This is a genomic window from Bradyrhizobium sp. S3.12.5 (assembly GCF_040548225.1).
Lineage (GTDB): Bacteria > Pseudomonadota > Alphaproteobacteria > Rhizobiales > Xanthobacteraceae > Bradyrhizobium > Bradyrhizobium cytisi.
In genome coordinates, this window is record NZ_JBEPRF010000049.1 from 1 (window position 1) to 11,499 (window position 11,499).

At 61.9% G+C, this 11,499-nt stretch carries 11 protein-coding genes and 3 pseudogenes; 8 read left to right on the plus strand and 6 right to left on the minus strand.

Annotated features, from left to right (window positions below; all coding sequences use genetic code 11):
- Window positions 1-97: 97 nt before the first annotated feature.
- Together ABIC09_RS37055 and ABIC09_RS37060 are read right to left on the minus strand one after the other, a co-directional pair.
- Window positions 98-590, minus strand: a pseudogene (locus ABIC09_RS37055) (transposase).
- A gap of 8 nt (window positions 591-598) precedes the next feature.
- Entirely contained in the window at window positions 599-685 is an 87-nt protein-coding gene (locus tag ABIC09_RS37060; RefSeq protein WP_354112399.1) for an IS66 family transposase zinc-finger binding domain-containing protein, read from the minus strand.
- A 502-nt stretch (window positions 686-1,187) separates the two neighbouring features.
- Here ABIC09_RS37060 and ABIC09_RS37065 point away from each other — a divergent pair.
- The 3 genes from ABIC09_RS37065 to ABIC09_RS37075 are packed head-to-tail and all read left to right on the plus strand — an operon-like array spanning window position 1,188 to window position 3,261.
- Window positions 1,188-1,838, plus strand: a complete 651-nt coding sequence (locus tag ABIC09_RS37065; protein WP_354112393.1) for a recombinase family protein — start codon at window positions 1,188-1,190, stop codon at window positions 1,836-1,838.
- Window positions 1,838-2,239 carry a recombinase family protein gene (locus ABIC09_RS37070; RefSeq protein ID WP_354112400.1) on the plus strand — a complete coding sequence of 134 codons (402 nt, stop codon included), beginning with the start codon at window positions 1,838-1,840 and terminating at the stop codon, window positions 2,237-2,239. Before ABIC09_RS37065 ends, ABIC09_RS37070 begins: the two co-directional genes overlap by 1 nt.
- Window positions 2,236-3,261, plus strand: a complete 1,026-nt coding sequence (locus ABIC09_RS37075) for a hypothetical protein (protein WP_354112394.1) — start codon at window positions 2,236-2,238, stop codon at window positions 3,259-3,261. Before ABIC09_RS37070 ends, ABIC09_RS37075 begins: the two co-directional genes overlap by 4 nt.
- Here the strand turns inward: ABIC09_RS37075 and ABIC09_RS37080 are convergent.
- The 3 genes and pseudogenes from ABIC09_RS37080 to ABIC09_RS37525 form a co-directional block, all read right to left on the minus strand.
- Window positions 3,201-3,826: pseudogene (locus ABIC09_RS37080) on the minus strand (ATP-binding protein); the annotation flags it as partial. The gene ABIC09_RS37075 and the pseudogene ABIC09_RS37080 sit on opposite strands and share 61 nt — an antisense overlap.
- A complete protein-coding gene (istA, locus tag ABIC09_RS37085; protein WP_502917740.1) occupies window positions 3,823-5,064 on the minus strand; it encodes an IS21 family transposase in 1,242 nt (413 codons plus the stop codon). The pseudogene ABIC09_RS37080 and the gene istA, both read right to left, overlap by 4 nt.
- Before the next feature lie 10 nt (window positions 5,065-5,074).
- Window positions 5,075-5,548, minus strand: a complete 474-nt coding sequence (locus ABIC09_RS37525) for a transposase (protein WP_502917739.1) — start codon at window positions 5,546-5,548, stop codon at window positions 5,075-5,077.
- A gap of 961 nt (window positions 5,549-6,509) precedes the next feature.
- Here ABIC09_RS37525 and ABIC09_RS37095 point away from each other — a divergent pair.
- The 5 genes from ABIC09_RS37095 (at window position 6,510) to ABIC09_RS37115 (ending at window position 10,770) form a co-directional block, all read left to right on the plus strand.
- Complete coding sequence (locus ABIC09_RS37095; RefSeq protein WP_354112395.1) at window positions 6,510-6,773, plus strand: RNA-dependent RNA polymerase family protein; 264 nt, start codon at window positions 6,510-6,512, stop codon at window positions 6,771-6,773.
- A 1,290-nt stretch (window positions 6,774-8,063) separates the two neighbouring features.
- Window positions 8,064-8,591, plus strand: a complete 528-nt coding sequence (locus tag ABIC09_RS37100) for a thiamine pyrophosphate-binding protein (RefSeq protein ID WP_354112396.1) — start codon at window positions 8,064-8,066, stop codon at window positions 8,589-8,591.
- Window positions 8,584-9,180, plus strand: coding sequence for a thiamine pyrophosphate-dependent enzyme (locus tag ABIC09_RS37105; RefSeq protein WP_354112397.1), 597 nt, complete (start codon window positions 8,584-8,586; stop codon window positions 9,178-9,180). The genes ABIC09_RS37100 and ABIC09_RS37105 overlap by 8 nt, the downstream gene beginning before the upstream one ends.
- Before the next feature lie 220 nt (window positions 9,181-9,400).
- Complete coding sequence (locus tag ABIC09_RS37110) at window positions 9,401-10,390, plus strand: aldo/keto reductase (RefSeq protein ID WP_354112402.1); 990 nt, start codon at window positions 9,401-9,403, stop codon at window positions 10,388-10,390.
- Between the two features lie 254 nt (window positions 10,391-10,644).
- Complete coding sequence (locus tag ABIC09_RS37115) at window positions 10,645-10,770, plus strand: hypothetical protein (protein WP_354112398.1); 126 nt, start codon at window positions 10,645-10,647, stop codon at window positions 10,768-10,770.
- Window positions 10,771-11,253: 483 nt separating this feature from the next.
- Here the strand turns inward: ABIC09_RS37115 and ABIC09_RS37120 are convergent.
- A pseudogene (locus tag ABIC09_RS37120) lies at window positions 11,254-11,499 on the minus strand (IS21 family transposase); the annotation flags it as partial.

Consider the following 11,499-nt stretch of genomic DNA (forward strand, 5'->3'; position numbering starts at 1 on the left):
AACGCGTTGTCCGACACATGGAAACCGCGGCGACGCGCCACGCGAACAAAATAGACGTCAAGCGCGATTCAAAAGGGCCGCAGAGCTACGCTTACCATTAACCGGCAAAGCCCGTCAATTGTCCGGCGATCTCCTCCGTACCGCGGCCGTCGGCGAACACGTAGGCAACTGCCGGCGGCGAGGGGCCGCCCCATGGCCGGTCATCCATGGCATGCGCCCAGAACTGGCAGATGCGGGTGCGATGTCGTCCGGGATCGAGCACCGGCATCGGCGTCTCGTCGCAGAACTCGCGGCGCAGCCTGGATCATCCGCGGCTGCAGCTCATAGACGCTCTTGAGCCACCAGGCGGCACGCTTCACCCAGCCGGCGAGTGTCGCACGGTCAAGCTGGATGCCCTGGCCGGCCAGGATCTGCACCTGCCGGTACAGCGGCAGATAGCAGGCGAACTTCGAGACCACCACGTGGGTCACGAGTGCCGTCGATGCCATGCCGCGCTCAATCAGGCGCGGCTGTACCTTCGCCTGGACCACGCCATCGGTGCAGCTGCGGCAGGCGTACTTGGGACGGACCGTCCGCAGCACCCGCAGCATCGCCGGGATCACGCCAGCACCTTGCTGACGTCCTCGCCAATCTTGTGAAGGTGGCCCTGGCAGCACGGGCACGCGGTTGCCTCCGGCTCCAGCACCTGCTCACAACGCGGCAGGTGCTTGGGGTGCAGCGCACCGACATATTGCGAAGTGCCTTCTTGCGCGGCTTGTCGGGCGACTTCGCCGCAGGCGCGTCGTCGTTGGCCGGCGCAGGTGGCGTGACGCCGGCCTCAAGGTCGCCCAGCTCAAGCGCAAGTCGGTCCGGATCGCGTCGACCAATCTCGCTGAGGCGCCAGGCCCGGATCCCAGTCTGCCGCGCGTCAGCGCGCGCACGCTGATCCCATTGATGCAACATTTGAGCGCGAATCTGAGCCTTCTCGACGAGAAGGTGATTCGCGATGGGCCCCCGACCCCTTCCAGGTCGCGTTGCGTATCGACCGCTGCCGATTTTGGCAAACCCACCCGACCGTCCGGTGGGCGGCGTTCCGCGCCTGTGGCCGAATCTGTCGACCGCGACGCAAACGCAGATTGCTCAAATCCTTGCCGCGCTGATACGGCGAGTGCAAGCGATACCCGACACGCCCGGAACGGGGGTGGGTCGTGCTGATCAGCTCGAACATCGCTGACGAACGGCTCACGACGGCACACCGTGCCAAGCTCGCCTATGTCTACGTGCGGCGGTCGTCCGTCAACCAGGTGCGGCAGCATCAGGAGAGCACCGAGCTGCAATACCGGCTGGTCGATCGTGCCATCGGTCTGGGCTGGCACCATGAACGCGTGCAGGTAATCGACGAGGATCTTGGTAAGTCAGGCGCCGGCGGCGTGGACCGTCACGGTTTCCAGAAGCTAATTGCCGAGATCGGTCTCGGCAACGCCGGCCTGGTGGTCGGTCTCGACGCGTCGCGTTTGGCCCGCAACAATCGGGACTGGCATCAGTTGCTCGAACTTTGCTCGGTATTCGGCGTGCTCATCGCTGATGGCGAACGTCTGTACGACCCGCGTGCCTACCACGACCGCCTGCTGCTGGGTTTGTCCGGCATCATGAGCGAGGCAGAACTCCACCAAATCCGTATGCGCCTGCATCAGGGCGAGCGGCAGAAAGCGGCACGCGGCGAGCTGCGCCTGCCGCTTCCTGCGGGGCTCGCTTATGACCGAGCGGGCGCCATCATCCTCAATCCCGACGAGAAGTGCGGGCGCGTCTGTATCTCGTCTTCGCCAAATTCCGGGAGCTGCAAAGCGCACGCGGCGTGATGCGCTACCTGCGCAGGAACGGGTTGTTGCTGCCGGTCCGGCCGTTGCTCGGACCGTTCCCGCACGAGGTGGTCTGGCGGGATGCCGACAGCGTGCGGATTTGTAATATCCTTCAAAATCCGGCCTATGCTGGGGCTTATGTTTACGGCCGCCGCCAGAAGGATCCGAGCCGATGCCGGCCTGGATCGCTGACGGGAACGGTCAAGGTAGCGATCGCGGACTGGGCGGTTTGCCTCCACGCCGCTCATCCTGGTTACATCGGCTGGGAGGAGTTCATGGCCAACCAGCGGCGATGGCAAGCAACATCAACCGGTGCGAGACCGGGCACGCCGGCGTGCCGCGCAAGGGCTCGGCTCTGCTGCAGGGTATCGCGATCTGCGGCCGGTGCAGACGTCGCATGAGCTTGCGCTACACCGGGCCGAATGGTGACTATCCTGTCTATTGCTGCATGTCCGATCGGGACCAGCAAGGCAGTGCGCTGTGTCAAGAAGTCCGCGCTTTGCCGGTCGACACGCTTATCGAGCGCGTCCTCCTCGAGGCCCTGGCGCCGGATCAGATCGCAATTGCGCTTGCCGCAGTTGGGCGGCTTGAGGAAGAGAGCCGGCAGCTTGAACGACAATGGACGTTGCGACGTGAGCGTGCTCGCTACGAGGCCGAGCGGGCGCGTCGCCAATATGACGCTGTCGAGCCTGAGAATCGCCTCGTTGCGCGCTCGCTCGAGCGCGCCTGGGAAGAGAAGCTGCGCGCTGTCGAAGCTGTTGAGCAAGAACATGCACGCTGGCAGTCGCAAGAACCGCTAGTGATCGGCGTTGCCGAGCGCGCAGCCCTGCAGCGGTTGGGCGAGAACCTACCGCGGATTTGGCAGGCCCCCACCACCTCGGCGGCTGATCGAAAGCGCATCCTGCGTTTTGTCTTACGCGAAGTTGTTCTCGACCAGAAACGGGCACAAGGTCAGGTGTGGCTCAAGATCATTTGGCAAACGGGAGCAGCGAGCGAGCATAGCCTGCAGCGGCGTGTTCACACCTACCGCGACTACATTGACGTCGAACGGCTGCGGCAGCGGATCACCGAGCTAAACGGGGCCGGCAAAATGGACAAGGAGATCGCCGCAATACTCAATCGGGAAGGCTTTGTCGCGGCCCGAGGCTGCGCCTTCAAAGGTGAGAATGTCTGGCTGTTGCGGACGCGCTGGGGCATTCCCACCGTCAAGATCAACGGCGTCGGCGCGAATCCCATGCGGTGGCCCGACGGCAGCTTCTCAATCCAAGGCGTGGCCGAGGAACTCGGAATTACGCCGCAAACCGTATTCGATTATCTCGCGCGTGGTCTGCTCACCGGACACCAGCTGACCAAGGGTCAGCCGACCTCGCCCCATTCTGCAAAGCCACGATTGGAGGTCAGGATCATGGCCCCGCGCTCGTAGCGCGCGTTGACGAGTTGGAAGATCAGGTTGCCGCCACCTTGAACGACCGGCAGGTAGCCGATCTTGTCAACGATCAGGAGCGACGGCCGGCACAGGAACCGGATCCGTTCGCGCAGCTGGCCTTCGCGTTCGGCCTTGGCCAGAACGTTGTCGATGTCGGCAAGGCTTGCAAAGTAGACGCTGCGGCCGGCCTTCACGGCCTCGACCCCGAGCGCGGTGGCGAGATGACTCTTCCCGGTGCCGGGCGGCCCCAGGAAGTGAATGACCTCATTGCGCTCGATGAAGTCGAGCTGGGCGAGCGCCAGGATCCGGTTTCTGTCGTGGAAGGAGAAGTCGAAGCCGGCCAGCGTCTTGACGGTCGAGAGCTTTGCCATCCTGAGCGCCAACTTCACGCGACGGTTCTCGCGTAAGGTCAATTCCTCGGCGAACAGAGTGTCGATCACCTCGAGCGCGCTGGGTGACGCGCCGCCTGATCAAGAACCTCCAGCGCTCGGGGCATCTTCGGACCGACCAGGGTCTTGCGAATGCGGTCGAGGACCGAGGGGACGATTTCCAGGGAACTCATGGGCGCTCTCCGCGATGCGCCATGCGCTGGCCGACCGCCTGGTAGAAGTCGAGTGGTCGGGTTGCGACGGTGTCACCGGTGCTCACGATCATGATCGGCTCGTCGCGACGGCGATCGGTGAGGCGTGGCATCTTGCGATGGCCCGGCGCGATCCGCCGCTGCCTGCGGCCATCGAGCACCGGATGGGTGGCGATCGGGGTGCCGTCTTCGAAGATCTGCACCTCGTTGGCGAGCGTGTGCACCTCGACGATTCGCTTCCGGGTGGCATCGGGAACGCTGTAGAGATTGCCACCGACGCTCACCATGCCTTCATGGGAGACCCGCCGCTCCAATTTGAGCACCGCGCGGAATGATGCGAGCGGCAACGCGCCCAGGTGTGGCTTCTCCGCCGCAAAGGCTTCGTTGACCACGCATTGGGTGGTGGCGTGCACGCGCGGATTAGCGACCGTATCGTGCCAATGCCGCAGCAGGGCGTTCAGATCGTCGAGATTGCGGAACGAGCGGGCGAGGAAGAAGTCCTCGCGGATATACCGGAACGGCCGCTCGACCTTGCCTTTGGTCTTGGCCCGGTAAGGGCGGCAGGCCTTGGGCTGGAAGCCGTAATGCCGGGCAAAATCGATGAGCGCGCGATTATAGACAATGCTGCCATCTCCTTCGCCGATCACCGCCGTCTTCATGCGGTCGTAGAGGATGGGAACGCCGCCGATCGCCTTGAAGGCTGCCATGTGACAGCGCAGGACCGTCTGCATGTCCTGGTGGAGGACGAACCGGGCCCAGATCAACCGGCTATGGCCGAGCACGAAGGAGAACAACCACACGATCCGCGTCACCGAGGGCTCGTCGGTGAAGACGACCTGGAAGTGAGCAAAGTCGACCTGAGCCTGGTCTCCTGGCGGCGTCTCGAAGCGAACCTCGAATGCCGGCAATGGCGTTGGCCGCAGTTCACGAAGCAAATCCGTGATGGCGGTATAGCCGCCGGCGTACCCGCGCTCGCGCAGCTCCCGCCACAGTCGCTGGCCGGTCAGGCCGGGGTAGGCCGTGACCCGCTCTCGCAAGTACGGCACGAACGGATCAATCAGTCGCGAACGCGGCTTGCGCGGTCCGTACACTGGAGGCTCCAGGCCGCGGGCGATCGTTCGGCGAACCGTCTTCCGGTCGAGGCCCAATTCGCGGGCAGCGTATGCACCGACTTGCGAAAGTCCACCGGCTGTGCCGCCAGCACCACCTTGAGGTCTCACCGTAGTGCAATCACCGGATGCCCGAAGCGCCGCCAGCACCGTCGAAAGCGTCGCCAGCTCCACGCCTGGCTCGACCCGGATGCGCGCCCCAGTCAGCTCGATCTCGACCACCCGGAGGCCTTGGTCGGCGGCGCGCTGATCTCCAAAGGCCTTGCCTGTGCCGACGAAATACGCTCGTCAGCTGTGCCGCCGCTCTCGGCACCAATTTTGGATCGGCACGAAGCTCGGCGCCTTGCCGGCCACCACCGCAACGCTGGCGTCGCCACGCCGTGAGCAGTCCGCGGGCAACGCCATTGCGCCGCGCGACCTCGGAAATGTTCGCTCCCTCCTCAAAGCTCTCCGCCACGATCTGGGCCTTCTCCTCGCCCGTCCATCGTCGCCGCCGGCGTTCCCCGGTGATCACCCGAGCGACGATAGGAATCGCCTTCCTGCCTGGCATCAAGCATGGCATTTGCCATCGTTCCACCTCCACCGATCCGCTCATGCCAGGCTGTATCGCGCGCTAGCCGAGGATGGCTAGGTGGGGGCCTCACGCTGGTTACGGTAAAAAGCGCAAACACAGCATGGCGAAAAGCCGTGTTGGCGACACCGACCAGTACAAACTGGACGTGAGGAACCATTGTGCGTTTCCTCGTAGCAAGCGCCACCTGCCTGAATATCGCTTGCGATGGTCTGCTCCGCGCGGCCCGTAGCCGTCTCCTAGACGGGTAATGCGATTTCAAGGGAGTGGCGCCAGGAGCAATAGGCGAGCAAAAGAGACCGGATAGCGTGGCAGCAAGCACAAGGAGTTCATGCTTGCTGACATGCGCCAAGGTGTAGAGGTCGGCGCGAGAGCCCTAAATTGAAGCCGGATAAATTACCGCAGACCGCTACATGCTCTTTGTCGATTCGTCTTGCAACGTGGGCGCGGTACAAAGATCGGCGTCAAGCCTATCTTCCATCTGTGACGTCGCGCCGAGTTCGATCGAATGAGATCAGCCCCCAGGTCTAGCGCCGACACACCGAGAGGAACCGAGAGGCCGCTTACCGCCATCGGCTTTGGGGATAGTGCCGAGCAGGAGCGCTTTGCCTTTCGTTTAAGAAATCCTGTGCCGCTTCCGACGCACGGTGCTAACAAAGGAACACTGTCGTGAAGAGTCCGCGCGAGAAAGCCAGGGTCCGGACACACAGCCGGGTTGCCTTGCCGCCGAACCTTGAGCGGGTGAACGCGGCAGCCAAGGATCCTGCCCAAACCCGGCTCCCAGCCTTGCTGCACGACATCGACGAGGACGCTCTGCTTCGGGCGCTTCGACGACAAAAGCGGCAGGCCAGCGCGGGGGGCGATGGGGTAACGGTGGCGAAGTACGAAGAGGGGCTCACGGATAACATCCGCGACGTCTGCAGACGGGTCCACACTGGTCGCTACCGGCCACAGCCGGTGCGGCGAGTCCACATCCCCAAAGCCGATGGCGGTAAGCGGCCTCTCGGTTCCTCTCGGTGTGCCGGCGCTAGAGGACAAGATTGTCCAAAGCGCGGTGGCCGAGGTGTTGAGCGCCATCTACGAGGCCGACTTCCTGGGTTCTCTCACGGCTTCCGGCCGGGCCGGAATCCTCAGATGGCGCTTGATTGCCCTGCATACGGCGATCATGAGCCAGCACGTGAACTGGGTGCTCGATGCCGAACCCGATCACAATCGAAAATGTCGCTATCGGCGTGCCTTGTGGGCGTGACTAGCGCCAGGATCGGCCGCCGGACGGTGGTCGCATCAATATCGAACGAGGTTGGTGAGGTTTTGAGGCGCGCCATATATCTTCGATTTGCCGAAAGCTCCCCGTCGAGACGATGGCGCCGCACTACAAGCTCGAAACATCCTCGCGAATCTATCTCGAAGCATCCAGACGCGTTGCGCGGCACGCCGGCGAGATTGGCAAAATTGGAGGCGCTGTGTTACGCCATAATCCGCCCAGCCGAGGGGACCTCGATATGAACCTCGTGGCCCGCGTGGCCAGAGCGTGACTCGGAGGCGAACGCGGCGCGCCTCTCATGCAGGCGAGTGGTTTAGGCAACTGCATCAACACGCTGGCGCTGCAGCCGTGTCCGCGGTTTCCGCTTGTGACCGTCGTCCGCACGCGCGGAAAGTTGATTGACCAGCGAACCGATCAAACATTTGCGCGAGGAGAATAGAGGTCGCTGTTGGGCAGACCCGAACAGGCAGCATTTTTGGAGCTGAGAATTCAGCGCACGGATCGTGGCCGTCGGCGAGAACAGACTCATTAAGCTGAACTCCTTGCGGGTCAATGCTCATTAGTCAAAATGTCTATGTGCTTCTGTCACGATCAATTACCAACCTTGGTAGTTTGCCCGAGGCGCAAAGGTTTGTAAATCATTGACGCATGTAGACATGCACCTGGCGAAGGCTCCTGCCAACTGCAAGCATGGTGCGCAATGCGGGCTTGAAACATGCCTAGGTGCGATTCCGATAATGCCGCCTGCGAAACGCTCCGATTAATAGGAGCCGATCCGCAGAACTGGGCACCCGACCGCGACGGCATCGACCATACCGTTCCTGTCGGTGGCGGCCAATCCGGAACCACATTCGCCTCGGCGCTTCGGCGAGCCAGGACAGACGTGGTCGCCGAAATAGACGTGCTAAAGAACGGCGCAGGTGGCGGCCAATCATTGACCTTCGCGCGCATGTACAAGCTGTGCACGGCCCACGAACTGCCTGGATCGGAACTCGGCTCAACGGGCATTCGCTTTCGGGCCGGGTGTGAGAATCGGTCCGGAGCGGAACCCTATGATGCGCTGGACCAAATTCCGCGGCTAGGTTGGACGGCCTACCTGAACTGGGATCGCAAAACGCTCGGCTCCGAGGCCATCTCGAGGGCTACAAAATTGTTCAATCGTTATCTGCACCAGGCCACCGAGCAGCGCCCACGAACGTCATGTAAGGTATTCGTAAATTTCAGGGAGATTCGGTGCCACGAGCGAGTGGGCCCCAACCTAAAGGAGCAATGCAGATGCATGCATCAGTAGCTGGGCAGGAAAGCTGGCAGGAAGATGTGTTCCGCGTGTTGAAGCAGCATGGCGTCAAGCACGTCGTCTACGTTCCGGATATCCCGCATTCCACGACAATCCGCCTAGCCGAGACGGACCGCGAGGTCAACGCCGTGGTCCTTACGACGGAGGAGGAAGGCATCGGCTACCTGGCCGGAGCGTGGCTGGGAGGCGAACGCGGCGCGCTTCTCATGCAGTCGAGCGGCGTGGGCAACTGCATCAACACGCTTGCGCTCCAGTCCTCTGGGCGGTTTCCGCTTCTGATGATCGTCGCCATGCGCGGCGATTGGGCGGAGTCAAATCCATGGCAGACCCCCATGGGACAGGCGACCAAGAAGGCGCTGAACCTAATGAACGTCATGACCTGGCACGCGGACAGTCCCAAGGATGTCGCACTGCTTCTGCACGGCGCCGCCACCATGGCATTCAACGGGGACCATGCGTGCGCCGTACTGCTCGGACAGCGAATGATGGGGAAAGGCAATGAGTGAAGTAATCCAGAATGGTACGCTCGACCGCCGCGAGGTGGTAGCTCGGCTGCTTGTTGGACGGAAGAAGCTGCTGATAGTAGGCGGTATCGGTTCGGCATCATTCGACGTCATGGCGGCGGGAGACCATGATAACAACTACTACCTGTGGGGTGCCATGGGCAGCGCCGCGATGATCGGTCTCGGGCTCGCGACGGCCCGACCTGATCACTCGGTACTTGTCCTCACCGGCGACGGGGATATGCTGATGGGCTTTGGAGCGCTTGCGACCATCGCGATTCGTAACCCCGCCAATCTGACCATCGCCGTCCTCGACAACGGCTACTTCGGCCAGACCGGATGGCAGGAAAGCCACACCGGACGCGGACTTGCGCTCGAGAAAGTCGCGAAAACCTGCGGCTTCTCGTGGAGCGGAAAAATCATCAATCTGGCTGGGATCGACGATCTGCGCCAAAGGCTCGATAGCCGATGTGGTGTGAAGTTCGCTGTGATTAAGATCGCAGCCAACACATCACCGCGCGTTCCGCCGCCTCGCGACGGGGTCTATATCAAAAATCGCTTTCGTTCTGCACTCGGGCTTGAGCCTATTTGAGGCTCATGTCATGGCAGAGCTGCAGTGGTTTTTACGCAGGCAGTGACATCGTTTGGTTTCCATCGGTGAGAGGTACTTGCATGGCGCCACCTTCGACGACGCCCATGACGCGCATCGCCGTACAGGAATCGTTGAACGACAAGTCTATCGACTGGTTGGACCGTCGAGGCTACCAACGGCGGCGGCGGAGCTGACATCGATCATGCAACGGAGCAAAAACGTGCAGCAGCGCAGACTCGGAAAGAGCAACTTAGAAGTCTCGGCGATTGGGCTCGGCTGCATGGGACTGAGCGGCGGGTATGGTCCGACAATCGATAGGCTAACGGGCGTTTCGCTTATCCGATCTGCCGTCGAGCATGGCATCACGTTTTTCGATACGGCGGAGATCTATGGTCCGTTCACTAACGAAGAACTGGTCGGCGAAGCGCTTGCTCCGTTCCGCGATCAAGTCGTGATAGCCACCAAGTTCGGCTTCGACATTGACCCGAACACGAATCAACAGAGAGGCCTCGATAGCCGACCGAAGCACATCAAGGAAGTTGCAGAAGCGTCACTCAGCCGGTTGAGGACCGATCGGATCGATCTCTTTTATCAGCACCGCGTTGATCCGAACGTGCCGATCGAAGAGGTTGCTGGTGCAGTGAAGGACCTCATCCAACAAGGCAAGGTGAATCACTTCGGGCTGTCAGAGGTTGGAGTGCAGACAATTCGGCGCGCGCACGCTGTTCACCCGGTCGCCGCCGTACAGAGCGAATATTCTCTCTGGTGGCGGGAGCCCGAGCGTGAGGTATTACCGATGCTGGAGGAGCTCGGTATCGGGTTCGTGCCGTTCAGTCCCTTGGGCAGAGGCTTCCTCACGGGTGCCATCAACGAGAACACGAGGTTCGGCAATGGCGACTTCCGCAACCTCGTCCCGCGCTTCACTCCAGAAGCTCGCAAGGCAAACCAAGCGCTAGTCGATCTCATCGGGGAAATTGCACGTCGTAACAAAGTGACACATGCGCAGGTAGCGCTTGCCTGGCTGCTCGCCCAGAAACCATGGATTGTACCGATTCCTGGCACCACGAAACTTGATAGGCTCGAAGAGAACGTCGGAGCCGCTCGTGTTGAGCTGACACTCGACCTTCAGAATATCAACACCCGCATTTCCAGGATATTGGTGCAGGGCGGGCGCTACCCGGAGCATCTTGAGTGGATGGTTGATCGTTGAACGGCGGTGACCAGATCGAAATTGCCGACGACGACGATGCGCCGGCGATGTTCGCGTTGAGAGCGTCTGGACGCTGCTATCGGCCACCCGACTGCGGTCATGCATGTCGCGCAGCGCCTACGCTAGTACCTGCTGGTGTTCCGTCGCTACTCCAGGATGAGCGCACGCGGGGCAGAGCCGGTCGCGCCTTTCACTGCCAAGTTCGCTCGCCTCGAGAGCAAGGCGCATGCGCCCCTCGCTGAATTGTCCGCGGCATGAACGTGCGGCTGACGCTGCTACGTGCGCTGATCAACGACCGGCGCCTGCTGTTAGTGAACGCGCGGACCACCGACCTCGATCGGCAGACGCGCGATCTGCTCGCACTCTGGTTAGTCCATTGACGGACGGCGGCCGTTATCGCCGCATGCAAGACGTACGTGAAGCCGTAAGGCCGGGGGTGGTATCGTTCACGGCGGCGCTTGGTCATCGAGCGGCAAGGCGAGGCTCTACTATATCTCTCTGGCCCTGGCCGAAAATGCGCAGACCGGGGGGCGTGGAGCAGGAGATCTTCGCTGATTCTCTACATTAAGAGATATGCGACTTCTGATGCTATGCTCCAACTGCATGATACTGTTGCGCAGGCCCTTTCGATCGTCATGATCTGCGCCAGGCCGAAACCTACTTGCCGGAGCCGGGCTCCGATTGCGGCATACCAACGTCGTTAACGGCCCGTCCGAGCCGGAGATCAGCGGCGGGCGCGGGTCCGGATCCGAGCGTGCAAGGCGCATATGCGCCGGGCAATCAATACCATCAATTATCGCCGGAGCTGCCGCTCGCCTAGGACATCAATTTCGATGCCTTGTGAGTGAGGATCACGCATGACGCTCCCGCGGTGCCCCACCGAGCGACCACAGGGCATTCTGCAGCGCTTCGGCCAATGCGACGAAGCTCTCGCCACCGAGCACGACATGGGCGTGTACAAACCCGCAATAGGCCAACCGGAAGTGATAGAGGCGATGATCGAGCGGCACGCCAGCGATGGCGACCCCAAGCTCGCCCATATCGGTGAAGTCGGACAGGCCGACCTGGCCCACTTCGTGGGTCTGGCGGAAGATGACCTCCTGCTCCTC